Source organism: Grimontia kaedaensis (assembly GCF_023746615.1).
GTDB lineage: Bacteria > Pseudomonadota > Gammaproteobacteria > Enterobacterales > Vibrionaceae > Enterovibrio > Enterovibrio kaedaensis.
The window spans coordinates 609,698-633,969 of record NZ_CP082276.1 but is presented as its reverse complement, the minus strand read 5'-3'; the positions used below and the strand labels follow the sequence as shown (position 1 = coordinate 633,969).

The window sequence follows — 24,272 nt, the reverse complement described above, 5'->3', positions numbered from 1 at the left end:
CGCACCTCTTCATTTATTCGCTGTGCGCTGCAAACAAGCTCCGGACTTTGTCAGCCAGTGGCACGCCACAGGCACCATTTACTTCCGGCGTCCATTTCTCCTGAATACCCGCAAGAAGTTCACCCGTACGTTCTTCAGACATGGAAACCGCTGAACCGCCGTTCGCCATCACTGCATTGCCGACACGCTCATCGACCCAAGTTTCATAACGCGGTTTCAGCCAAGCCTCGGCTTCTTTCGCCGCTTCCTTCAATGCTTTCTGGTTGTCTGCGCTCAGGCCATCAAACTTGTCTTTGTTCATCATGTAGATGATGTTGCCGTAGAACATGTTGGCGTTAACCATGTAAGGCATCACCGACCACAGTTTCCATGAACTGTATGTCGCGACGCCCATGTTGATGCCATCAACCACGCCTCGCTCTGCTGACTGAAACACCTCTTTCGGTGCAACGAACACTGGCTTGCCGCCCCAGGTTTCGATCATCAAACTCACCAGAGGACCAATTGAGCGAACCAACTTCCCGTTCAGCTTACCGATGTCTGATACAGGCTCTTCAAACCACCACTCTTGGTCGTAGGAATAATTAGAATTGATTAGCGGGATAAGGTCAGCTTTCGCCGCTTCCGCTTCAATCAATGCCGCGTAATCAGCATCAAGCTCGATTTGTTTTTCAAGGTTAATGGCCACGGGATACAGTGAAGTGACGCGGTAGCATGGCAAGCGTTTATCAGCAGGAATCCAACTGATATCCGATACGCCACCTTGAACCGCATCTACACCTTCGCTCCAGCCATGCAAGGTGCCGGATGGGAAAACCTGAACTTTCAAGTCGCCATTACTTTTCTCTGCCGCAAGTTCTGCAAATTTCTGGAAACCTTGATAGCGAATGTCGGACTCGTTGACATAAGTGGACAGGCGAATGGTTTCAGCCGCTTGGGCAGTGAAAGGTAAGGCACCGACAATGGCGACACTTACTGCACTTTTCAGTAAAGAACTGACGTTGTTGCGGTACTTCATGAGACTTCTCCCTAGTCTGATTTTCCATGCTTTGCAGCGCTGGACATTCGCTGCGATTCATCCATATTGGTTTTCGGCCGCCGAGGTAGCGTGCGGCTGAAAACACTCAATTAAGCATGGTCAGGAGAGCCAATTTTGCATCATGCCAATTCGGTTGCCCTACATACCGAAAAGTTATGCCCCTAAATAACTCTCATAAATTCATAGCATTAAACATCGATACTTCTCTTACCCTAGAAAAGAAAAACTTTTCACACTTATCCATAAATTTAGTGGTGAATAGGCCATTTTCTTATCTTTAAGCCTACGATAAGTACACTTTCTGATAGTTTTAATAAATCGAAAGAATGCAGTTCGCGAACGACATTGGCACCAAGCCACGCTGTAACTGGCTCGGAGGGAGTATTGGATTTTAAGTTATTGGAAGATTTTGTTTGTCTGGCGCATTCAAGTAGCTTTACGTCTGCCGCCAGGGAGCGATTTGTCACCCAACCCGCGTTCAGTCGCCGCATCAAAGCCTTGGAACAATGGGTGGGCACAGATCTCGTGAACCGCGACTCTCCGCAACTGGAACTCACCGAACAAGGCAAAGCCTTTTTGGTTGAAGCGGAAGAGATCCTCAATCGACTACATCTTGCCAGAGAGTCTGCCCGGGCATTGAAGAAAACCCGAACCAATGAAATTTCTGTTGCTGCACAGAACTCGATCGTTCAAACCGTCTTTATGTCATGGATGCATGAAATCGAAAAAGAAGTCGGCCCTGTTTATGTAAAACTTTCGTCTGATCGTCTTGCTGATTGCATAGAAATGTTTAGAAATGGGTCTGTTGATTACCTGCTTTGTTATACCCACAACGAGCTTGGAAACGCTATTGATGACAACCGTTTTCAAAGCACTGTCATTGGCCAAGAAACCTTAGTCCCAGTCTCGCTAGCAACCAACAAGCAAGCCATGTTTCACCTTCCCGGTGAAGCCAATAACCCGATTCCTTTGGTGGCTTACACCCATCAGTCTTTATTTGGTAAATCAATCGACCAATTGCTCAACAAAGAAGCGTGTTACCTGAACAGACGCTATGAAAACCCCTTCGCCCACACGCTAAAATCCATGGTGCTTGGCGGCTATGGCCTGGCGTGGCTCCCCTATTCATTTGTGAAGGATGAATTGGTGCGTGGAGAGCTTGCACTGGCAGGCGATGAAAAATGGAATATCCCGTTTGAAGTCAGGCTGTTTTATAGAAAGCCCGATGATTCGTTATCTCACGCGATTCATAACATTTCTGAAGGAATGACGGAGATGGCCAGCATTAAATAGGCGGGGAAACTACTGCCCTTTTTGCGCTATTCAACCCACAAATCGCAGATTTACCTACTTATCTCCACTGCAGTACTTTTTGCGTTCATCTCCACCCAACGACTTTAAATACCCTTTGTTAAACATGACCCCTCAAAGAACTATTGAAACCCAGATGAACTGCTGCTGTCTCTTGAGCACAGCAAAAGGTCAACTAAACCTTGATTCGTAGATTGCCTCTCAAAACCCATCAAATGAGGTAAATACATTCAATTGAAGCCCAGTAATGAAACAACTGCTTAGTCTTTTTTCCTAGTCTAAAAAAAAGTATCAACAACATAGTCATATAGGAGCGAAAAATGACACCTCGCCTTATCCCGTACACACTACTTACTGCCGCTCTTCTTCAAGGATGTAACGATAATCAAACCTGTATTGATGCCACTCCAAATATCGCGAATTATCAAGCCATAAGCGAACACATTCATGACCCCACCATGGAAAAGCAGGGCTCATATTACTACTTATATTCCAGCAGTCCCCTCGGCGCATTTTATTCCTCATTAGATAAAGTCAACTGGGACTATCGTGGCAATGTATTTTCAGAAATACCTGTATGGCTGACAGATTCCATCGAGAACCTTGATCACATCGGCGCTCCAGATATTTCGTTTTATAACGGGCAGTACGTTTACTTTTATCAGTCACATAAATCAGGCACTTGCAATGCAGCCACTGGCCTTTTGACAAATACCACTCTTGACCCAGAAGCGCCTGATTACAAATGGGTGGATCATGGTGAAATACTGCGTTCAAAACCTTTATTGGGAGAGATCATTTGTGGCGGTTATGGCAGGCACTATAACGCTATCGATGCCATGTTTTACGTCGATGACGACCAAAAACCCTGGTTAGTATTTGGTTCTACAATGGGTGACATATCGCTTGCAGGTGTTATTCCTCAAATTTACATGGGAGGTATCCATCTCTTGGAACTTGATCCTAAGACCCTGAAGCCAATCGATCCCAGTAAAATGATCACTTTAGCCAGCCGTCCCATTACCGATATTTCCACTGGCGAATTTGTGGTTGAAGCACCATTCATCCAGTACAAAAATGGTTTTTACTACCTGTACATGTCTTACAACAGTTGTTGTAAAGGCCCAGACACAAAATATGAAATCAGGGTAGGCCGTTCTAAAGATATACAAGGACCTTATGTAGATAGCTATGGAAGGCTATTGAATGAAGGCGGCGGCACAAAACTACTAGACAAAGATGGTGAGCAAATTGGAACAGGCCACAACGATGTCTTCACAGAAGACAATCAAGACTGGCTGGTGCACCACGCCTATGATTCTACTAATAACTACAAACCAACACTGCAACTCAGACAGATAGAGTGGGAGCAAGGTTGGCCAAAGGTATGCAACAAGTGGGTCGATAAGTAACTTTGAAAAATATGGCTGATTAGTAACAAAGCCCTCTCAAAAGAGGGCTTTTTGCACGTAACCCTCTGAATCAAACCATTTCGAAAGGCTTTTAATTATCACTTCTTCGTCGGTCTTCTTTTCGGCGTAGCCGGTGAAACCTTTCTCTTCGTTGTTGCTTTTAGCACGGCCTCGGTATTTACCTTGGGTGTTCTTGGTGTGCGAGGCTTGGGTTTTGTTTTCGGCTTTTCTTCGGTTTTGGGTTCTTCTGGCTCCGCGACCATCTTTTCGAACCGCTCTATCTCAATGAGCTGTTTTTTCTCTCGCGTTATCGCTTCATCCATTTTCTTATTGAACGCTGCGCGTTGTTCTTCCAGCTCTTTGATACGACTTTCAACCTTTGCCTTTTTGGCCGCAGCGGCAGTGCGGGTTTTCACTACCGGATTTTTCACGTTATTCGGTTGACCCGCCTTTTCCATTTCGCTGATGAGCGAAAGGTGTTTTTTCAATACTGTGCTTGCCTTTGCCATGATTTCGCTCCTTGGTTATGCCTGAGTGTTAAAGCCAGACTCAGGCGCAGGGAATTCAGGGTGATTGATGATAGAGCCGCGGACGACATTGCCAATAAAAGGCCCTTCCATACCGTTGAAGTTGAACGAGGGAAGGAAGAAAGTACCGGATTTGACGTGGTTACCCATCACAGAGGCCTGACTGCCATTGAGGATGACTGTCGCGCCGTTCGCGATGTTGTCGTCGTTGTTTCCGACGTGCTCAATGAAGTTGTTGTTGAACAGGACACGTTCAAAACGAACACGAATATTGTCGTTCAATCTGTTTGAAAGGATTTCTACCAAGGTGTCAGCACCACGGCCAAGGAATTTATTGTTGGCTACCTGACAGGCATAGCCAAGAAACACCACGCGTCTGTCGCCAAAAGGGAATGAAATTTCCATTAATCCTTGCATTAACAAGGCGCGGTCTTCCAAAACACGTTCCCGTATCAGCAAATCAGAATAGGAAACCAGATTGCTTTCCACTCGGGCTTCAAGCACATACAGCGCTCCGATGCCCACGGTTCTTTGTTGGTTCACCATTTCGTCTCGCCCAACGCCAGTATTCAGCACTTCGTTGGATTCAATATGACACTCGCCGAGGTGGAACAGGCTCATGATCGATGAAGCAAAAATACTGGCACCAGATACGCCGACATAATTCAGCCGATTTCCAATAATGCCAGCTCGCGCGATACACAGAAGAACGACTATCCCGCCGTGGGTACAGTTGGCAATTTGATTATTAGTGATATCAACACGCACACTGCGTTCACAGGCAATGGCAGCGGCATCATCGTGGATTTGATTGCTGTTGATTTGAACGTCTTCACATTCGCTAGTAAACACTGCCAAAGCAGCCGACACCATGGTGTTGCTTTCGATCCTGACTACAGTGCAACCCGTCACGGACACCGCCAGCTCTTCGCCGCTATCACCAAATATGTCGTTATTAACGATTCGAAGCCCTATCACATTCTCAGCAACCACACCGCCGCGACAACCGTGAAACCAGTTTTGCGCCACCGTAATGCCACCAGTAAGGAGATCGTCATCCTCACTACCAACCAAGACCGCCACTTGGGTTTCAACCTGCTCTTCAGTTTGAATCCGGTTACGTTCGATCAGAGTGCCAACACCACCTACCATCACACCCGTGCTGTCTTCCGCTAAGAGGAGGATCTGGTTTTCCGACACTATTCCGTAAGCGCACTGACACTCGATAGCTACCGCATCCATGTGACTTGCCAGGCGGCTCAGTGTTATCCGATTGCCTTTCACTTCACTGTATGCAGCCGTTGAGAATGCAGGGCCTGTAGGTTGGTTATTTATCACAACACCATGGGCAAACCCATGAATGTCATTGTCAGTGATTCGCGCCCTTCCTGTGATTTTGGCGACAGCGATGCCAATCAAACCGGGCGATTGCTTTGCATTGAAACGAATGACGTTGTTGTTGATGGTGATGTCTTCCCCACCATCATCAATCCAGACTCCAAACGGAGAACCTTCCAGCTGGCAATGACTGACCCTGATACGCTGACAGTCAAACAAACCTACTCCAGGGTGATGACTTGACTGGTTACTATCTTCGAGTGTCAACATCACGCAATCTTCGACCAAGCTATCCTGAACGGTTCTCAATGAAATAATGCCTTCAGGCTTTTTCGTCGCTCCCTCGTTAAGAATAGTTATCGTTGAGAGGTGAATGCCACTGAGTGCACTACCATCTTCAGATTGCACTGTAATGGCGGATTCTCCCGACAAATTTCTGATTTGTGCGCCATGGCTTTCCCCATGTATCGTCACATTGGGATAACGTATTCGAAGCGCTCGACGAATGGTATGAACACCCACTTTCAGGCACACGCAACCACCAAATTCTGGGGAGAGACTATCCAACGCGGCTTGAATATCTTCGCCCGGACGAACCACCACGGTGCAGCAGCCAGCTGTGCCAATCGGGTCACGGCAGTCCTGAAAAATCGGCTCAACAAACTCTCCTCCCAGTACATCCAGAACCGCCAGTCGGCAGTAGTGGTGATGAAAGGCCTGAGGAGGCGCTTCTGTCAGCGTTTCTACCGAGCTGTCTGCATAGCGGGTAATGAAGCTCCAGTTATCGCTGACATGGTATTCTCCGGCGCCACCTTCCAGCGAGATAGCCACTTCCACGCCATCTTCCAAAGCGATGAATGTGCCTTCTGGTGCTGGGATTAAGCCATCACTTCCTGGCGCATCCAGATTAACGATTTCATTACCGTCAGTGTCCAAAACCACACCAGATTGATCCCAGCGGCGCAGTATTGGATGAATAGACTGATTAGCGGCATTCGATGCGGGCATCAGCATAATTTCGCCAACACCTAAGGGGTTTGTGAGTACAACGGTATTGGTCGCATCATTCACAGAAAGGATTTGCACCATGGTGCCAGGGTTACCTTCCAGCACTCGCACATCATCCGTTATTTCAGCCCAATCTCCCGCGTTGAATCTGAGGTAATCGTCTTTCGCTACCTGCTCTAACGTCAGGGTATTGTTTGCAGGTTGTGCGAGGATTCGTCCGGCAAACGCACCATTAACTCGGGACCATTTCAGCAGTGGCACTTCATCTTCATTAGTGTCATGCACGGCCACCATGTAAGTGCGGTTTTCCAAACCTCGATAACCGCCTTCTGGTGGTAGTAAGCAAGGATCATCGACCGCTGATGCTGGGTTTGCTCGGGTAGAAAGACGTGCAGAAGAAGGTTCAGTAAACGCTTCCCATCCTTCAATATCTTCATCATCGGTATTGCAGGTGACACCGTCATCCACAGCGAAAAGTTTTACCTGCCAAACGGTTTGCACCCGTGCGCTGGTATCTACGCCAATAGCGGGGTCGATGAGTTCTGGATCTTCAAGAAACGTGACCGGACGTTTCCAAACGTCCAAAAAGGCCAAATAGCGACCATCTTCCAGTTCAAGCGGTTCCATAATGGGAAGATAAGGCTGCGAGTCAAAAGGGACAGGTTCTGAGCTCCGCAACTCTTCCAATGGCAGATAGAAGTTGTGTTCCCCGTGACCGAAGTTTTCCGCCATTAGGCCATCGACATAATAGCGGCCGGGGTGGATCAGCAATTCTCCACCCGAGATTTCTACCCGGAAACTTTCTGGGAGATGAGCCGGATATCCGCTGAATCCCGCTAAATCGATGGTTTCTGCACGAAAGCGTCGATCCACAATCGCCGCACCTTCATTGAGTGGCGTATCCGACACCACTCTTCCCTGCATTGACACCAGTTCGGAGTAGTTATGGCGTGGGTCAAACGTTTTTCCTGAAATATCTATAGCCATGAGTTCCTCCTCAGGTCACATAGATCAAGCCCGCATCAAGGCCGATGGGTAGAAATTCATTGAGACGAAACAGCAAAGCATTGTGCCGCTGCGGGTGATAGAGGTGGTGATAAACGCCCATTTCACTGCCACTGTCCGCGCTGCGACGAATTTCCTCAGGAGCAGAAAGCAACAATTGACCATAGGCAGGGTCGTTGTATCGGGTGGACGTAAACGCAGGCGCAACACGTGCGCGAACACCGCGAATAATATGGGTTCTCGCCGAGTCGGAAAGCGCAGGGTATCTTGCTTCTGCTGCCTCCACTGCTTTTGATGCTGCAAACTGTGGCTGGCAACGATGCTGACGTGGCACTCGCGAATCTGGCGGAATAAAGGAAAATCTCGCACAGCCCGTCTGTCGTTGAAGTGCCCAGACTGGCGCTGTCCAATCGTCACCTTCCGCCAACGCCGCTTCCAGAATACTGTTGGAAATCAAGGGAAATGAGCGGGCACCTATTTTACCAATCACGGTGGTTTCGCAAAGTGTCAGCACACCGCCATGACTGGCACCATCAAGCGAAGCGAAAGCTGTTCGCGAATTGGATGTGGCGTCCAGAATGCTGTCTTTTATCGTGACAGACGCGCCTTCTACAGTGCGAATTCCGCCGATAATGGAACGTTCAATTTCAACAGTCACATTGGGAATTTCAACCACCAGCGAAGGCTGCTCTGGCGAAGTCGGCTCTCCGTCAACGTTCAACGAAAGCCCCGGCACAAGCGTGACATTGCGCAGCACCAAACGGCGAAGTGCGTTGTCGCCAGTATCGGGGATCAGCAAACGTCCACCTGTTACCACTAATCCATCAAGGACAATCTCTGCTTCTTCACCGCCGATGAGTGTCATGTCATCGCCATCAAGCTCAACAAAGGCGCGATGCCCATCAGCAGCACGCAACGACAATGTTTGGTCGGCATTGACCGATACATTAAGCGCTTCGGTGAACACATGGGAAACACCAATCTCGGCAACACCGCCGTTTTGAATCAGATCCAGCGCAGGCTGAATGGCTTCGCCTTCACCAATCTCTTGGGATGGCGTATTGAAGACGATAAAGCCTTCGCTTCTAGGGTAAGACCCTCCACCAATATCTGCGGCTGCGCCATAGTGGTAGGTCACTTCGACGGTGTCCGGCACGGGTATTGAGGTCGGAAGTGATAGCCTGCCTAACTCAGGATCAACGGAAATACGATCGACTGGCGAATGCGCCCAGTCAGCGCCGTCATCACTCAAATTGCAGATTTGTAGTTGATCAGCCGTCTGCAAAATTCCGTCAATCACCACGGCAAAAGCATGAGGATAAAAAGTTGCCAAACGCGAACCTGCAACGCTTCTTCGTTTCAGCGCCACAGGCAGGTTTTCTTCTTCGGCGAGATGATTGATATTTGGCTCTGGGATAGGCTGATTGAACAATTGAGTATTGCACCCCAGCGGATTGAACAGGTAGCGTCGCGCATCCACCTGATAAGCAGGCACAATGGATTGACGATGATGAGCGAGACGCCACATGAATACACCGACATTCCGGAAATGATGTAGCCCTTCACCCTGACTGATTCGACCTACTGCGGTGCTATAGCTGGCAGAATCAAAGGCTGTGCCGATGGATTCGCACTTGACGCTGTTTCTCACATCCAAGGTGTAGTGATTGTTTGGACGAAGTGCTGCCAAATGCTCAGGTCTCGACAGCAAGCGGAAGAATTCCACTACTCTGGCGGGATAACGTGTGGTGTCTGTCGCCAGTTGCTCTAAGGCTAAGGCAACACCGCGACGACGGGTGATGCGAATCTGATTGGCAGCAGACGCGCGTTGGCTGACACCGGGAATCTCCGGACCATACCGATAACCCACCAACTCGCCCAAATACGGAGCCGCCCATTCGTCACAGGTTTCAATAAACTGGTTATCGTAAAGTCTGTCGATATCATGCTTCACGATGGCTGCCTGCTCAGCCAATATTTCCATCAGCGCTTTGAGCGGATAGCCCTGCTCTTCGTCACGCCGACGGTAAACCTCTGGCAAGAGGTTGTATATGGATTCCGGTGACAAGCTACTCATAAGCTGGCCTCCATAAAATCAAGCGCTTCAGGGTGTAGGCTTAATATCGTGGCACCTACGACTTCCCCCGAGACTATTTCGGCAACGGGAGCGGCAATAACGTCATGACGTGTCGGCGTGTTTCCGGTGTAGAGTCTGTCAACCACCACTGCATCTATGCCATCTACTTTGTGGAGCAAAGCTACTATTTCACTGGCAAAAACCGGTTGGCCGAAATCGCGAGCTTCAAAGGAAAGCGAGTCCCGGAGCTGGCTTTCCGTACGGGAAATCACATCATCAGCAAGATAGTCTTCGTTGACTTTGATTTTTATGCCTAGACGGAAAAACGTTTGCCTGAAACTGCGCAAGACAAAACGTGCAAATGGATCACCAGCTGCCACCAACGCTTCCGTTAAGGCATCGTGTAAATCGCCACCTTCCGGTACTTGAGCGCCTGCTTCTGCCGCCACGGTGACCACGACTTGAGGCCCACTGCTCAGATGAAGCCATTGCGATGTCGCCTTGGCGATGCCGCCATAGGCGCGGGAAAAATCGGCGTAGTCTGTCAGGGAAACTACCCGCCCTAAGGTTCGGCAGGAAAGCGGCGCACTGACGCGGATTTCATCGAAGCTTTCTGGGTCAGCCCCACCTTCCGCATCAAGTAAATTGTTTACGCCCTGCAAACCCAAGGGCTGGGACATGAGTAGATTAAGTTGCCCTGCTTTCACCCTGCCTTCCAAACCCAAGGTTTTACGGTAGCTGGCTCGAATATTTTGTTGCCCTTTGCCCGGCATCGCCCCCAACACACCATCACCAAACGCCACATGGCTGTAGCCGTTTTCATCGATGCGTAATGTGTAAACCCGATCTGTTGGTGAAGCATCGAGGAAGTGCGGCACTTGCTTCCACAGGATCTTGTTAACGCGGATTTCCATCGTTGGTTTCACGCCTGTCGCCGTTGCTGCCGGCACAAAGGTTTGGGGCGTTTGTTTGGCAGTGAAGGCAAGATGCGGCGTCGCACTGCCATCACCCAGCACTTCTGCCACCGACTCACCTTGTGTTGCATAGGCTACGTTAGCGTGGATGCGCAAGCTTTGTGGTAAATAGGCAACGCCAATCGGCGCGGAGAACGTTAGTGTAGATGTGCTGTTTTCATGCGTGATAGATTGGATTATCTGTGTCGTCACCACAGGCTCTTCCCCGAACCCATCCGCTTGACCCTTCAGAACAACTTTTCGTCCTTCTTCTGCAGTAAACAGACTGTTCAGCTCCAACGAAATACTGTTTTCATCCATTGGCGCAGTGATAGGCGGATCAGCAATATCAATCCATTCGCTGGCACCAAAACACGTGGTTCCACGGATGGATAGATCATCAAAGTGATCATCATTGTTGAGCGTTAAACGCGAGCTTTTACCTGTGACAGAAAAGAATGAAGCAGAGGTTTCGGCAGTGTCTGTCACGTTATAGCGCGACCATTTCCTCCCGTCTTTCAGAACAACCGTGCCGCCTTTGCTGATTTCAGACACTGCACGTTCCAGATAAACGCGATTGGCGTTTTCATCCATCACCTCCAGTTTGCCATCCGCCCACTGAGCGTCTTCCAACCCGGCGTAAGGGCCAGAAACAACGTCTTCGACAATCACATCACTGCCACTTTTCTTGTAAACAGGCGATGTCCCCGTCAACGAATAGTGGAGCGTATCGAGAGGCGGCGCAGCGTGGCCGAAAATCCCCGCTTTGGTGCGGAATACCTGAACCTGTCTGACGGTTTTGGATTGTGCCGCCAACGCGGAAAAGAAGGCTTTTTCACTGGTTTTTTCTTCCATCAACACGGTGCGAAGCTCTTTCCCCTTGATGGACTTGTCTACATACCCTCCCGCTTCAGCAGCAAATACTGTGGTGATGGAGCCCGTCGCGCCGGAATGAGCTGTAACTAATGGCCCTTCACCGACTGGCGATATGTCCAGCAAGGTAAGATCTTTCGCATCTGGGTCTATGGCAATGTCGGCCAACACAGGCGTCACCGCGTTGATGGTGGCAAAAACCTGTTGCTCATCGTCAGAAACAAAAAACACGGCGTCGCCCGGTTTCAAATTAAGATTGGTACCCGGCAAAGGAATACGAGTCGTGCTTGCCGTCAATGGGTGTGGCGCAGTGAGTTTCGGGCGCATCGCATTCCAAGCTGCCCGCGCTGTCAGGTCTTCCAGCGTTTCGTAGATAACCGGCTTTTCGTCTTGCCCCGGCGTACTCTGCACTTTGGTGCCTGCAGGCACTGTGATTTCTTCCGGTATTCCTTCACCCGCAGCGATGGTGAAAGCCAGATCTGCTGTCGCTGCTGCGCCAGGATGAGGCGCATAGTCAATCAGCATCGCCATTTCATGAAGTGAACCGGTTTCCATCGCGGTGTTAACGTAGGCTTCGTTTAGCCACATTTCGTTGTAGAAGGTCAGCACATCACAACTGGCGGCCCAGGCGTCAATAAGTGCCAAAGAAAAATCGCCAGAATCGCGGGAAGTCAGTACACCCAAAGCACCATGTTTGGCAGAAGAGAGTCTCGCGGTCATGCTGGCGTAAAAATCTTGGTATTCTCCGCTTCGATAACCGATTCGGGATAAGCCTTGGGTATTTTGTGGTGCTTTCGGTGTCAGCACCTCGATGCCGCTGCAAGCGCCACAATGTGATTCATGGTTTGCCATATCAACGCCCTCCATCCATATCGAGAAGGAACACGCCATTGCCCGGATGACTAATGTCATTGTCAATCCGTGCGATTTCAGTGCGGCCGAATTCGAGCTTTCTGTCTACCAATCCACTGGTTCTTGGGTCCCCAAAACGACGGAATCGTGTCACTTTAGCTGCAATCACTCCTTCCACATTTTGAGCAGCAGCCAACCACGGTGAGAGATGGAGCGTTTCTCCAGCACGGAACCGATTGGGGTGAAGCAAACCCAAAGCCCCATCGGGTGAACGGTTTGACGAGAAGAGTTTTAACAGGCGCTGGCGAACATGGGATTTTGACGTATTCGGCGCAACACAAACATGAAGCGTCGCTTCAAGGGGAACATAAACCGGAGACGACACTTCTACATCATGGGCAGCGAGGCGGAATTTTTCGTAATGGTCACGAAGCGTGGTTCGCAATGTGTCAGACACTTCTACCCTGTCTTCCGGATCGGGCAAGGCAAAGGTCGTCATCCAACTACCCGTATGGATGTAGGCACAACTGACGTCCTGAATACCTGCCACCCGTCGACCCAGCGTTTGATAGTCTTCCCGCGTGACTGCCCGCTCTTGTGTTTTGAACAGGAAAGGCGCACGTTTTCTGATTTCCGCATTGGTTTCTGGGTTTCGCCCTCCTTCACCGGGCGTGACATTGCGTACTTCGATTACTTCTGGAATAGGCAGAGCGAGATGGTAGAGCTTGTCCGCACCGATGTGACCTGCTGACCCAACGCCCACCCGATAGGTGGCTGTAAACCGGGTTTCGGGCAACGGACGACGACCGTAGACGTTGTCACCAAAACGCAGTGACACCGTACCATCACGCTCGATTTCCGTGGTAAATACCAAGGAGGAATCGTCTGCCGCGAGCATATCCCTAACGACGTGATAGGGACGCACTTCCACGCCATCATCAGCATCAAGAGAGACACTGGCGAATGTTTCGCTCGGTGAAGGTGTTTTTAAAAGCTCCGTCGCGGGTGCGCCTAGCATATAGTCAGGGGAAAACGTCAGTGGACGATTGGCGAGAGTCGGCTGGTATCTTGGGGTGATGGTTTCAGCCTGTTCCTGCTCGCAATTGGCTTCTGCGCAGCTGGCTCCTTTCGCACTAACAGCTTGCATGCCCTGCCCCGGCGCCCAACTCAGCGTTGGCAGTGGCACTTCTGGTAAACGCTCGCCAGAGATCGTTTGACCATGATCCACCAGCACCATATTGCCCCGGGCAACGGTGACGGGTTCAAGGTATCGGCGTCCTTCCTCAATGGAAGTTTCTGATGAAATGCACATAGGGAAACGCAAGGCATCCGCGCCATGCCAAACAATCTCAGTAATGGGCGATTCTGTCACCGGATCGAGGAGCGGTTCACCATCTACATCAAATGCCTGCACTTGTGTGATGAGAACCACCTGACGGTGCGACAGTTGTCGGTCAGCCTGACTGCCACTTCGTGCCCCCATCACTTCCTCAAATGCCATATACATGCCCGCTTCCAAGTCAGGGAAATGACCATTTAAAGTGGCACTGACAGCGCCTTTTGGCAGGTAGCAACGAGCGTCACTCCAGGTATAAAAAGTGATTTCGTTATGGAGGGAATAAAGTGCAGGTACATCATGGCAGGTTTCATACACTGCGCCACTTTGCGCCAGCAAGGCGTCGTTTCTCGCGAAGGTTCTGGGCTGCTCACTCAGTTGGGTGCACACAGCGCTGCCTTGGGGAATGACCAAGGTAGCTGGGGCAATAGGATGTACATCTGCCGACACCGCAAAGTGGCAAAAACAGCGGGCATTGCAGCCTTCATCCACACTGTAATCCACCAGCCTTGTCATGCGTTTGAGCGAAATCCGCGAGCGCGCTTTATTAAGATAGGCTTCCGTGGTGGCGGCATCTTGTTGGTAAGCCAGTTGGTCAGCGGTATAAGCCAGCACTTCCACCAATGCAGTAGAAAGGTCTGCGGGGTGTCCGGTCGCCGCGGCTGGCGCCGTCACGGAAAGCCTGTCGAGCATCATGCGGCGGAAGGAATAGAAATCTCTCGCCGTGTAATCTATCTCTGTATCAAGGGTTTCAGGTTCAGGGCAATCGCAACTGCTTTGACAGTCGAATGGCGAGGGGCATTCTACTTTGAAAGAGAAGCTAACCGATGCCAGCGCAGGATCTATCTCTGGTGGTGGCAATGGATTTAATGCGCTGGTGACAATGTTGATGGTGTAAGGCGAGAAATCACCGGGCTCGGCGACTTCAATTACCAATACATTAGTTTGTCCGTCCAGTCCCATCGTGACATTGACTATTTCAATGGCATTCGGCCCTTCAATGCGAATGTTATCGATGGTGTAAACAAACGCGCCGGGATCATTGACCAAATACAGATGAAGAAACCGTTGACGATCAGTTTCCAGCGCCGCTTCACGATCGATGACTTCAACGAAGTCGATGCCATTCAAATCTGACTGGCGCACTGCCTCACGTCGGCGTTGGTCGCAGCAAAAATAGATCATGCTGACACCTCCCGCTCAAACGTGGCCTGCTGAGGCTCTCCGGTAGGTAAAACGATGTAGGCGACATTGATGAAAAGCGCGCCATTGTCGAAATAGACGTCTACCTCAGAAAGATCGATATCGTCCTGCATCCAGGTTTGCAGCGAGGTTGCCACCAGACGCCGTGTGTTCTCAATCACCGCTTCGCTGACGCCCGCGAAAAGAAGGCGGTTCAGCCCGCACCCGAATGTTGGCATCATCACCCGCTCGCCCGGCTCGGTGAAAAGCAGCTGCTCGATACGATCGCGAATGGCACCCAACCGCGTCGTGGTCGCTGTCCGGCCCTGGGTATCAATGCGATAAGGAAAATCTGGATAAGCCATAAGGATTCACTCCCTTAGGTCGCCAGTACACGCGGTTGAGCCACGGATGGGAGCAAAGGCGTGCCAGTGGGTGCGCAAACAGATTGTCCCGTTTGTAACGCGAAGGGCTGCCCCAATGACAAAACGCGTACTGAGCCAGAAAGCCACTGCCCCGTCACACAAGGACCATTGCCAGCGTTCGGCGGTGGCATGGCACAACCGGCGACGGCATAAGGTGATGTTTGCAGCACGGTAGGTTGTCCCGACACCACCACCCTTGGATTAGGCACTGTGGGTGTCGCCTGCCCACCATGGGCGCAGGTGACTGTGGCACCAATATGAAGAATCGCTCCTGGCATTGCTGCATTCCTCTTAGGTAATGGTTAACGCGCCGTTATTGATATCCACGGTTGGTCCCACCATAGATATCTGCGCCCCTTTGCCGTTGTTGATGAAAATGCCCGCGTCAGTCACTGACAGCGTTGCCCCTGTTGCTGTTTGCAACGTGATACCACCCATGCCCATTGGCCCGCCGATATCACAAATCACAATGCCGTTCTTAGCCATGGTTTGCAGCGTGATGGCTGAAATGGGCGGCACTGCGGTTCGCGCCAGCGTCGGCACATCCGAAGGCGAACCTGCAAAACATCCCGTCCAGATGGGGTAATCCACATCCCCTTGTTCAAACTCGATCCATACGCCTGCACCAATAGGTGGAACCGAGAAAATCCCTGAGTTCAAACCCAACACAGGCAGACAAGGCATACACCAGCTTCCGGGAACCATGCCTGACACGCTGGGAACCGTGGCGAGGATCCGCCCTTGCTGCATTGGGTCGACATTGTTGACCACGGTGCCGCGGAATTTACCGTAAAGAGGTGTTGTCATGCGGACACCCTGTTAACGGTCGACAGCAAACCGTCCCTACTCAATTGAAAATCCTGCTTCAATTCGCCTTCCTTAAAGGTGGTGGTAACAGATTCCACATAATGAATGCCATTGAATGCTGGGCTCGAACCTCGCACATACACCAAGCGCCTAGCCATCAACAAAGAACCGTAAGCCAGTACGTCCAACGACCCTGTCATTTTCAACACACGAACCGCAGATTGAGCCGCTTTCGCCATGCCGATCATGGCCGCCTGAACCGGCGAATATTTAGCCGTTTCATAGATATTTTTGGTCTTTAAAGTGATGGGGCGAATCAAGCCCAGTGGCGGATTGAGTGGATTGAAATCTGGCACTGGAATCGTCAGTGGCATTTTGGTCTGAGGATTCTGAATAGTGATCAGCGGAATGTAAGCTTCCTGCGCGTCATATGAGCCAGACAACGAAGTCACGTTACGGTTGGCATCCAAGTCGTCATTGAGCGGTTTCTGCACTTTCCCGATACGAACATCCGGCCCCCAATACGCGACAGACACACCCACGGTATCCGTGGTTTCTGTGTAAAACACATACCCCACGCGATCGGCCAGCGATTGGATATAGGCGAGATCGGTTCCCTGCTGAGTGGGTATGCGGTCTGTCGGCACTGGCACATCAATCAACACAGACGGGATAACTTTTGGGACCAGCCCAAGGAACGCATACTTCGCCAGTACCAAGTTGATTCGGGCAAAATCGGGCATGGCGGGAAAGCGCATAAAGCTGAAATCGAGATAGCTGAGCACATGCGTCAAATCACTTCCGGTCACCGTCACCCGAGATACACCCGGAGCGCTGGCAGGGCTGACATTGTGTTGAGTGATAACACCGTCCATCAACACGCTTTGCTTGCCGTGCATTTCCACCGTAACCACGGTGCGCACCAACGGGATAGGATTGTTACTGGCAAGCATAAAAATGGTGTGCAGCGGCGAATTGTTGTCAACTTCAAACACCAATTGAAAACCAGAAGGCCCCTCGGTTTTGGATTGCACTTCACAGGAAACAAAGGCGTTGATAACGGCTTTTGAAACCGGAACCGGCGCAACAGGCCCAATGTAGAGGCTCATAACAACATCAGACATCAGCCCTCCCCATTGCCCGAAGAAAGGGCAATTTTCCGACCCGGTGTCGCCACCAAATCATCGGGATAAGCTTCCAGGTTGGCATCCGCAATGTGCCACCAACGCGATGGCTCCGCGTAATACGCTGCCCCCAGCAAATCCAACCTGTCTCCTTCCCTGACCAAAAGCATGGGTGCGGTACCTTCCGCCGCGGGTTGGGGGACGAAACGACGGCTTACAAAAACCCTCTCGGTGTCATTGCTGTCCGTCATCACTTTTAAAGGCGCACCCGCATAACGGCTGCTTGGCGCAAAGTCTGCGGTTTCGTCGGTGTTACTGAGAAGGTACTGGGTAAGATCAGTCATGCTATTCGCCCCTAATCATCCATCTACTGCGGGTTTGATGACTCTCGCTGCTTGCCTCTCGATGCCATCAAGGTAATGCAGGAAGAGCGACGAAGCAGGATGGTCAAAGCCTAAATCATCGACCGACAACACTTGCAGTGAAAGGCTGGCTTTGGCGCGGATAGGATTTAACTGCGCGCTGAAAAACTCTTCTGCCACAGAAAGACTACCGACTTTCACAGGCATTCTTCGACGCAATCCCCAACTGAAAACAGGCAAAGGCTGGGTCATCGGAATAATGGTGAGCTTGCCTTGTCGCGCCAGCGTGTCATTGTCTAAAAGCTGGCGTTTGGTTGGTGAAATCAGGCTACGAAGCGCAGCGATGTAATGCCCTATTCCGTATTTCACTGCGTCCTCGTCACCCCGTGACATGGCATCTGTCGCATCGAGAATGGCATCAAACGTAATGGTTTCTTTTGGTGGACCATTGAGGCGCAGTTGTTCACTGCGGGTTTCAGAGGTCGATGGCGATTTCACCTCAAACTGGGTATTGAGTGATTCCGGATTAATCAGCAACGGAATGGCACTCATTGGCTCCGCGCTTTGTGGATCCAACAGCACAATTCCCGCTTTTAGGTAGTTAGGTTGGGAAGACAGCATTTAGCGCGCCCTCCTAGCTGCAACAGTCCGGGATAATTGCCTTGCCGCTGAAGCCGCTGCTTGCTGCTGTGCCAGCCTTTGATGCTCTGATGAGACGGATGTCATACCCGGCCAGTTTTCCCGAACGGCGTCAGACATCACGCGATAAATTTCGCGATAGGAGGCGTTTTCAGCGATTTCGATCTGATCGAACCTAATCGTGACTTTCATTCATCCTCCTATGGCACCGCGAGATTGCCAGGAATGGTCCACCAAAGCGGTGGCGCTAATGATGGGATCATCCGAACACCGCGATATATAAGATAACCAATGCCCACCGCAGCAGCCCCTGCAACGACCGGTTTAACGGCTGGGCGCAAATCCGGCATTTCGGGAAGTTCTGGCATACGCCAAGGCTCTAAAGGTGGCTCCACAGGTCTTGGTGTTGAGCGCGGAACGGGCCTTGGTGAAGGCACAGGCTGTGGATTTGGCTGTGGGACAACTCTGGGAACAGTGCGCGGCAGCAAAACTGGAACCGGCAACCGAACGCGGATTCGCACTCTTCTCGGGGCTCTTCTTCTGCGCGTATTACGGCAGCGGTAGTAATAAACACCATTAGAAGCAGAACCGCCGATGGCAGGCCATACATCGATATTCTGCAAAGGGTTGGCAACGAAGGGCATGGTCGGAAAGGCGTAAGACCACATGGTAGCTGCTGGGCCAATGATTCGCTGGTAATTGGCAATATCGCGGTTTAACTGGGCTTCAGCATCAACCTGACGACCGTTTAACCAAGAAGCAGGCTTGATTTCCCCAACTTCATCAACAAAAGGACCTTGAGACCATTGCTTCACCATATCAGGTCGCGTTGAACCGGGAATCTGAAAACCAGGGTGGCCATTTCCCAAACAAGGTGTAGTGGGAGAAATCGCTTGGTGAAGTGCGCCACAGAACCCGCCAATCTGGCGGTGTGCAGCGACACCAATTTGACCCATTGTCATCGTTGGCACGTTACAACCTGCTACGATTGCCCGCTGGATTACTGGAAGTCTTCCCCGTCGTGATACGCCATCCAACAACTTAGCTTGAGGAATGGGTGCCGAAGGCTGCGGTCGGTTATCGCCGAAAGATTCCACCGCAGATTCTGGGATGAGATAGAGCTTGCTCTCTGGAGTCTCCAGCGACTGTAAATCTGTAAACAGGCTTTCAACCTCGGACTGTTCCATCATCTCGCCGAGAAATTCAAGGTCATGGGAAGGTGATTCCGAGCCCACGACTTCCGCAGATTCTGCCGCACCCATCCTTTGTGGGAAACGTCCGATCGAGCCTTGCGGTGACGACACACTGAAGCGCTTACCCGCAGCAAATGCATCACCACCCCGATCGGCTTCTTGCTCGTAAGTGTCACCCGCACCTTGAAGCTTCGAAAACGCCAGTCCTCTACGCTGCTGAACCACATGCGTCAGCTCATGCCCGATCAAACTTAAGCCCTCCGGTGTGTCAGGCCGATAGAATCCGCTACCGAAATAGACATCATTGCCTGCGGTAAATGCCTTTGCCTCGAGTTGTCGGGCATAATTTTGCGCCGTACCACCGGTGTAGAAATTCACATCCGGCAGCGCAGTACCGAAGGTTTGTTCCGCGCGCTCTCTTAAAGATTGCGGAATAGCGCCATCAGGCTGAGTCGCACTCGTGCTGATAGCGGGCTTTTTCAATACAGGACTGTTCGCTGCTGCTTTCGCAGCGCAAGCAGAACAAGTGCCTCCTGTCGGTGCTGCATTTCCACAACCGCATTTTTTCTGAATCACAAAACCGTTACGCGGGGTATTGGCCGCTTTCTTGGCATGGGATTTTTGGGGTTGTAGCGAAGAGAACTCAGCCATAATCTAAGTCCCCCGCTTTAATAGGACGTTCCAGCTTTTGAAGCTCTGCCGCGGCCGCTTCCATCAACCACCGCATAGACACCGATTCATTGTGTTGCGCCGCGAGAAACGCACCATTCAACGCAACATTGTGGATACTGCCGCCAGTAAGATTCAGCTTCGCAAGCCGAGCTGGGTTTACGTCCGCGGCCAACGGTGTTTGAGGTGGGAAAACAGAACACCAGATCCGTTCTCTTTCCGCTGGTGCAGGGAAAGGGAAATCGACCACGAAGCGCAGACGACGCATAAAGGCTTTGTCGATTTGGGATTTTAGATTGGTGGCGAGAATCGCCAATCCGTTGAACATTTCGATCCGTTGCAGCAAGTCATCAATGCCGATATTGGCGAATCTATCATTGCTGTTTTTCACCTCGCTTCGCTTGCCAAACAGTGCATCAGCTTCATCAAAGAAAAGGATGGCTCCACAGCGCTCAGCCGCCTGAAATAAGGCGCGCATTTGCTTCTCGCTTTCGCCGATGTATTTGCTAATCACACTGGCAAGGTCGATGCGGTAAAGATCGAGGTTCAGGGTATTGGCAATCACCTCTGCTGCCATGGTTTTCCCTGTCCCGCTTTCGCCGCTGAACATGGCGCTAATGCCCATGCCCCGGCTCATGCGTTCACGAAATCCCCAGGACTGATAAACACGACTACGAAGAGCAACCTGAGAAGCAAGCTGCTCCAACATCTTGGTTTGGGATTCCGGTAACACCAGATTCTCCCAACTGGCTTTGCACTCGATGCGTTGGGCGAGTTTTGAAAGCTCAGTAGACGCGCCACGTTGGCAGATTTGCCAGAGTGTTTTTTCAAATTCTGAGTCGCTATCTGAGCCACTTTGCGCAGCGGCCACTGAAGCGGAGCGGAAAATGTCTGGCTCGCTCATCGAAAACTGTTCGGCCAATCTTGCAGGGAGCTGTTTGTCTTCAACCGGAAGCAACTCTGACCAAATCGATTCCTGTTCTTGCACCGTTGGTCGTTTTACTTCAAGCGGGAAATTTCTGGTCGAAAGGGCTGCTGGAGATCGCCCTGTGTCAATCAACACCAATCCCCGCAATCTCGCGGTGAACTGCGCTACCAGCTTTTGCTTTAGCGCATCGTCAGCTTCTTCCACCAAAACAAGCATGGGCATAAGGCTTGCTTCCCGCAGCCAGAGTCTTGCCAGTGCATCTAAATCGTTAGCTCGTGAAGGTAGATTAACTGCATTGATGCGTTGCAAACCGATATTTAATTCGGTCGAAATAGAGACCGCCATTGTGCGCTTAGCAAAGGCATCATCACCAAAAAGTTCAAACACCGTCGCGGTGCTCTGCATTTCAAAACGCTGGCTTTGAGAAAGGTAATTCAATGCAGCGTCCAGTTGTTGACGCTGGGATGGCATAAGAGAAGTGGCCGATTCCACATTTGCAGGTTCAAGCAATACGGAAAGACGTTCATCGATATAGCTAAGACCTCGGGCAAAATTCACCACCCGCTCATCGGCACTCAATACTCCGTCGCCAGAACCTAACGGCTGCCATTCCACCAGCAACCAATAACGAAGTGGGGAATGCGGTGAAAAGCTGCTCCAGTCACATTCCGGAATCCGTGATACACAAAGCATCGCATTCGGAAATTGAGTTGAGTGGTTGCCGGAAAGTGTCGCGCAACGCTCTCCCACCAATGGTTCAAGGGCGGCGGCAATCACCAAAGCCAATACGCTCTGGTCGCTTTCATTCAGTCCAAACTGATCGTTCAAGACATTGATTGAAATCGGGTTGCCCACTTTAGTTTCAGAACGAAATCGAGCATTTACGGATGAAACCGATTCCAACGATGTGGTGCTATCTTCGTCTGACAGCAATTTGAGCGCCCAATCTACCAAGGCGGCTAAATGAGCGTTGTTCAACGCCTGCCAGCGCTCAAGAGATTGCAGCTCTTTGGCTTGTTGCTGCTCAGAAATAGAAAATTGGATGGACTCAGACATTACGGCACCACCACTACCTGAGTCGGATCGAAAATCGGTGCCCGAGGGGTAAAGTCAGGAGCAACAGGTGGTCTGTCACGAAGGATAAACCAGCTATCGACACCATCAACACGCAATCTGGCTGGGTAACTGCCTGCAGCCAGTGGCCCGAAGATAAAAACAAGGGTGTTTGTCGCCACTGCGACAGATTCCGCCGTCGCCCCTTCTGAACCGAGCCACATCATGGCTTGTTGTCCGGGATGAACATGCGGCGTAACGCTTAACGTGACAACCACAGTTTGACCATTTCGCACCACACTGGTGGGCGGCAAGGTCATCACTGGGGCGATTTGGGCGGAAAGTTGATTAGATTGTAATGGTTGACCACCAACGTCAGCAGTAAAGAGAAGTGAATAGATACCTGCTGCCCAATTGGCTGCAGCATTCGGCAGTGTCACTGACTGCGCGCGTGCTGTTCCGCCCGCCTCTGCATTGATTGTATGTTCCACCTCCTGTGAGATATGCGAGAGCGTAAATCGAGGATTCGCGCCATCCAGCGCAAACCCTTCGGTGTCCAGGGTATCTCCCAACCTTGCACTGGGCTGCAAGGCGGGAGGGATAATGCGCGCCAGTTGGGGAACTGACGGAACCAGACTTGGCTGGACATCGGGCCCAGTATTTCCGGGGCCAATGGTCAATACCGGAAGCGCTTCCCGCGTGCCTTGTTCAACTTGCATCAACACGGTTGATACGCGGTAAGTCGCGGAGGGACGATACTGACTTTGCAATGCGCTCCATAACGCGGATTTTTCCGACACTGGCATTGGGTGGGGCGCGATACGAATCGCCTCAGCCTGATCAGCCAAACCTGTGTCTGCCAGCGCTTGGAGAAGCGGTGGAAGGCCCGCAGCAATCGCGGGTGAAGGGTTTAGCGCAGTTTGAATTTCTGCGCGGGTAAACCCCGGATGCTCGTGAAGAATTTGCATGGCATAGCCAAGCAATACATCGTTGTGCAAATCAGCAGTGCTATACGCACTCACGATGTAATACAAATCCAGCGGCAGCGGTGTGTTATTGATTCTATCGCCGTCGCTGTTTCGGGTTGGCAAACATTGGTTTGCCCAGGCAGCGTTGACTTCAGTGTGATAAAGAAAAACATTCAGCGCAGGCGCATTATCTTCTTCTTGCGCCAACATTTGGTCGGGTGGAAGCGCGTGAACAGGTACATTGGTGTTGACCATGGTTGCCACATCGTGATCAACCAAGCCATCATTCAGCAAATCCCGGAGAAGTTGAGTGATACCTGCAATGGCCAGTGCGCTGCTCACCGTTTGCCCTCCTGTCGTTCACGGAGGTAATCAGTCAGGCTGACTGGCGGCTTCCAGCTTGGCACTTTTTTCTCTGCCGCTTTTGGCGTTGGCACAATGGAAACATGACCAATGGTCACAGACACTTCTAGATGGCCTTGTGGGCTCCCTTCACTTGCTGCTGAAAGAGCTGATTCAACGGGCGAAGCCGATAACTTGTTGTCGGTTCGGGTAGAATCCGATTCATTACCTAAGATCGACGCGGCCACCTGCTTGGTGAAGTCACGACGTTTAGCGGACCGTTGCTGAGTTTCAGGCACCACAGAGTGAGACGCTTGCTCTAAATCCCTCAGCTCCGCGAGGGTCATGTTGTTGGACTCAGGGTGACTAAAATCACTTGAGGGAGCCTCAACGTTAGTGGAATTCGTCGGCTGGTTATCTGTGATTCCCCGGCGCTCGACGTTTGATGAATCTTGCTCATCGGAAGTTAACTGCACATCCGTTTTGGAACTCTTTATTGAGTGACTCATCACCTTATCTGGTGAAGCGGGAATATCGGGCGACGTTGGAAGCTGTAAGGAGTCAACTTCCCTGTGAAAGCCAGTTTCAATATTTTTATCAATACGTTGCGACAATGAATTGTTTGATGTGGCTGCCGGAGAGGTTTCACTGTGCTGGTTTGGAGTTCGCTCGACTTTCGAATTTGTCGGCTCGGGTGTCAGCCACTCAGTGACACTGTCACTTACAAATTCTGCCCCTGTGTTCGATATGGTCTCTCCAGCGTGGGAGTAATAGGAATGCACAACAGGTTTAAGCGATTGCTCACCGGAGACATTGCGGCGAAGAAATTGGCTGAGACCTCGACTCATC

Annotated in this window: 19 protein-coding genes; 2 read left to right on the top strand and 17 right to left on the bottom strand. The window is 51.0% G+C overall.

What is annotated here, in order from left to right; genetic code table 11:
• Nucleotides 1–13: 13 nt before the first annotated feature.
• A complete protein-coding gene (gene dctP, locus K6Q96_RS19655) occupies nucleotides 14–1,018 on the bottom strand; it encodes a TRAP transporter substrate-binding protein DctP (RefSeq protein ID WP_251882138.1) in 1,005 nt (334 codons plus the stop codon).
• A gap of 405 nt (nucleotides 1,019–1,423) precedes the next feature.
• On the opposite strand from dctP, the gene K6Q96_RS19650 reads away from it, so the two are divergent.
• Complete coding sequence (locus K6Q96_RS19650) at nucleotides 1,424–2,332, top strand: LysR family transcriptional regulator (RefSeq protein WP_251882135.1); 909 nt, start codon at nucleotides 1,424–1,426, stop codon at nucleotides 2,330–2,332.
• A 338-nt stretch (nucleotides 2,333–2,670) separates the two neighbouring features.
• Nucleotides 2,671–3,762, top strand: a complete 1,092-nt coding sequence (locus tag K6Q96_RS19645) for an arabinan endo-1,5-alpha-L-arabinosidase (protein WP_251882132.1) — start codon at nucleotides 2,671–2,673, stop codon at nucleotides 3,760–3,762.
• A gap of 98 nt (nucleotides 3,763–3,860) precedes the next feature.
• Here K6Q96_RS19645 and K6Q96_RS19640 read toward each other — a convergent pair whose 3' ends face one another.
• Genes K6Q96_RS19640 through K6Q96_RS19565 form a run of 16 tightly spaced genes read right to left on the bottom strand, consistent with a single transcriptional unit; the run spans nucleotide 3,861 to nucleotide 24,271 of the window.
• Nucleotides 3,861–4,271, bottom strand: a complete 411-nt coding sequence (locus K6Q96_RS19640; RefSeq protein WP_251882130.1) for a hypothetical protein — start codon at nucleotides 4,269–4,271, stop codon at nucleotides 3,861–3,863.
• Nucleotides 4,272–4,286: 15 nt separating this feature from the next.
• On the bottom strand, nucleotides 4,287–7,622 hold the full coding sequence (locus K6Q96_RS19635) for a DUF6519 domain-containing protein (RefSeq protein ID WP_251882128.1): 3,336 nt from the start codon (nucleotides 7,620–7,622) through the stop codon (nucleotides 4,287–4,289).
• Between the two features lie 10 nt (nucleotides 7,623–7,632).
• Nucleotides 7,633–9,717 carry a hypothetical protein gene (locus K6Q96_RS19630; protein WP_251882126.1) on the bottom strand — a complete coding sequence of 695 codons (2,085 nt, stop codon included), beginning with the start codon at nucleotides 9,715–9,717 and terminating at the stop codon, nucleotides 7,633–7,635.
• Nucleotides 9,714–12,455 carry a baseplate J/gp47 family protein gene (locus K6Q96_RS19625; protein ID WP_251882124.1) on the bottom strand — a complete coding sequence of 914 codons (2,742 nt, stop codon included), beginning with the start codon at nucleotides 12,453–12,455 and terminating at the stop codon, nucleotides 9,714–9,716. The genes K6Q96_RS19630 and K6Q96_RS19625 overlap by 4 nt, the downstream gene beginning before the upstream one ends.
• Entirely contained in the window at nucleotides 12,397–14,916 is a 2,520-nt protein-coding gene (locus tag K6Q96_RS19620) for a baseplate J/gp47 family protein (RefSeq protein ID WP_251882122.1), read from the bottom strand. The genes K6Q96_RS19625 and K6Q96_RS19620 overlap by 59 nt, the downstream gene beginning before the upstream one ends.
• Nucleotides 14,913–15,278, bottom strand: a complete 366-nt coding sequence (locus K6Q96_RS19615) for a GPW/gp25 family protein (protein WP_251882120.1) — start codon at nucleotides 15,276–15,278, stop codon at nucleotides 14,913–14,915. Before K6Q96_RS19615 ends, K6Q96_RS19620 begins: the two co-directional genes overlap by 4 nt.
• A gap of 14 nt (nucleotides 15,279–15,292) precedes the next feature.
• A complete protein-coding gene (locus tag K6Q96_RS19610) occupies nucleotides 15,293–15,616 on the bottom strand; it encodes a hypothetical protein (RefSeq protein WP_251882118.1) in 324 nt (107 codons plus the stop codon).
• A 13-nt stretch (nucleotides 15,617–15,629) separates the two neighbouring features.
• Complete coding sequence (locus K6Q96_RS19605; protein WP_046303122.1) at nucleotides 15,630–16,145, bottom strand: phage baseplate assembly protein V; 516 nt, start codon at nucleotides 16,143–16,145, stop codon at nucleotides 15,630–15,632.
• Nucleotides 16,142–17,269, bottom strand: a complete 1,128-nt coding sequence (locus tag K6Q96_RS19600; RefSeq protein ID WP_251882116.1) for a hypothetical protein — start codon at nucleotides 17,267–17,269, stop codon at nucleotides 16,142–16,144. Before K6Q96_RS19600 ends, K6Q96_RS19605 begins: the two co-directional genes overlap by 4 nt.
• Nucleotides 17,269–17,613, bottom strand: a complete 345-nt coding sequence (locus K6Q96_RS19595) for a LysM domain-containing protein (protein WP_251882114.1) — start codon at nucleotides 17,611–17,613, stop codon at nucleotides 17,269–17,271. Before K6Q96_RS19595 ends, K6Q96_RS19600 begins: the two co-directional genes overlap by 1 nt.
• A 15-nt stretch (nucleotides 17,614–17,628) precedes the next feature.
• Complete coding sequence (locus K6Q96_RS19590) at nucleotides 17,629–18,252, bottom strand: CIS tube protein (RefSeq protein WP_251882111.1); 624 nt, start codon at nucleotides 18,250–18,252, stop codon at nucleotides 17,629–17,631.
• A complete protein-coding gene (locus tag K6Q96_RS19585; RefSeq protein WP_251882109.1) occupies nucleotides 18,253–18,462 on the bottom strand; it encodes a hypothetical protein in 210 nt (69 codons plus the stop codon).
• A gap of 8 nt (nucleotides 18,463–18,470) precedes the next feature.
• Nucleotides 18,471–20,114, bottom strand: a complete 1,644-nt coding sequence (locus tag K6Q96_RS19580; RefSeq protein WP_251882107.1) for an eCIS core domain-containing protein — start codon at nucleotides 20,112–20,114, stop codon at nucleotides 18,471–18,473.
• Nucleotides 20,107–22,116 carry an ATP-binding protein gene (locus K6Q96_RS19575; protein WP_251882105.1) on the bottom strand — a complete coding sequence of 670 codons (2,010 nt, stop codon included), beginning with the start codon at nucleotides 22,114–22,116 and terminating at the stop codon, nucleotides 20,107–20,109. Before K6Q96_RS19575 ends, K6Q96_RS19580 begins: the two co-directional genes overlap by 8 nt.
• Complete coding sequence (locus K6Q96_RS19570; protein WP_251882103.1) at nucleotides 22,116–23,423, bottom strand: Pvc16 family protein; 1,308 nt, start codon at nucleotides 23,421–23,423, stop codon at nucleotides 22,116–22,118. The genes K6Q96_RS19575 and K6Q96_RS19570 overlap by 1 nt, the downstream gene beginning before the upstream one ends.
• Nucleotides 23,420–24,271, bottom strand: a complete 852-nt coding sequence (locus K6Q96_RS19565; protein WP_251882101.1) for a hypothetical protein — start codon at nucleotides 24,269–24,271, stop codon at nucleotides 23,420–23,422. The genes K6Q96_RS19570 and K6Q96_RS19565 overlap by 4 nt, the downstream gene beginning before the upstream one ends.
• Nucleotide 24,272: the final 1 nt, after the last annotated feature.

Excerpts from the sequence above, each read along its gene's own strand:
- K6Q96_RS19640 (WP_251882130.1), bottom strand. The coding sequence starts at position 4,271 with ATGGCAAAGGCAAGCACAGTATTGAAAAAACACCTTTCGCTCATCAGC.
- dctP (WP_251882138.1), bottom strand. The coding sequence starts at position 1,018 with ATGAAGTACCGCAACAACGTCAGTTCTTTACTGAAAAGTGCAGTAAGT.
- K6Q96_RS19635 (WP_251882128.1), bottom strand. The coding sequence starts at position 7,622 with ATGGCTATAGATATTTCAGGAAAAACGTTTGACCCACGCCATAACTAC.
- K6Q96_RS19625 (WP_251882124.1), bottom strand. The coding sequence starts at position 12,455 with ATGACATTAGTCATCCGGGCAATGGCGTGTTCCTTCTCGATATGGATG.
- K6Q96_RS19595 (WP_251882114.1), bottom strand. The coding sequence starts at position 17,613 with ATGACTGATCTTACCCAGTACCTTCTCAGTAACACCGACGAAACCGCA.
- K6Q96_RS19585 (WP_251882109.1), bottom strand. The coding sequence starts at position 18,462 with ATGAAAGTCACGATTAGGTTCGATCAGATCGAAATCGCTGAAAACGCC.
- K6Q96_RS19630 (WP_251882126.1), bottom strand. The coding sequence starts at position 9,717 with ATGAGTAGCTTGTCACCGGAATCCATATACAACCTCTTGCCAGAGGTT.
- K6Q96_RS19600 (WP_251882116.1), bottom strand. The coding sequence starts at position 17,269 with ATGTCTGATGTTGTTATGAGCCTCTACATTGGGCCTGTTGCGCCGGTT.
- K6Q96_RS19565 (WP_251882101.1), bottom strand. The coding sequence starts at position 24,271 with ATGAGTCGAGGTCTCAGCCAATTTCTTCGCCGCAATGTCTCCGGTGAG.
- K6Q96_RS19645 (WP_251882132.1), top strand. The coding sequence starts at position 2,671 with ATGACACCTCGCCTTATCCCGTACACACTACTTACTGCCGCTCTTCTT.
- K6Q96_RS19605 (WP_046303122.1), bottom strand. The coding sequence starts at position 16,145 with ATGACAACACCTCTTTACGGTAAATTCCGCGGCACCGTGGTCAACAAT.
- K6Q96_RS19590 (WP_251882111.1), bottom strand. The coding sequence starts at position 18,252 with ATGCTGTCTTCCCAACCTAACTACCTAAAAGCGGGAATTGTGCTGTTG.
- K6Q96_RS19580 (WP_251882107.1), bottom strand. The coding sequence starts at position 20,114 with ATGGCTGAGTTCTCTTCGCTACAACCCCAAAAATCCCATGCCAAGAAA.
- K6Q96_RS19610 (WP_251882118.1), bottom strand. The coding sequence starts at position 15,616 with ATGCCAGGAGCGATTCTTCATATTGGTGCCACAGTCACCTGCGCCCAT.
- K6Q96_RS19615 (WP_251882120.1), bottom strand. The coding sequence starts at position 15,278 with ATGGCTTATCCAGATTTTCCTTATCGCATTGATACCCAGGGCCGGACA.
- K6Q96_RS19575 (WP_251882105.1), bottom strand. The coding sequence starts at position 22,116 with ATGTCTGAGTCCATCCAATTTTCTATTTCTGAGCAGCAACAAGCCAAA.
- K6Q96_RS19620 (WP_251882122.1), bottom strand. The coding sequence starts at position 14,916 with ATGATCTATTTTTGCTGCGACCAACGCCGACGTGAGGCAGTGCGCCAG.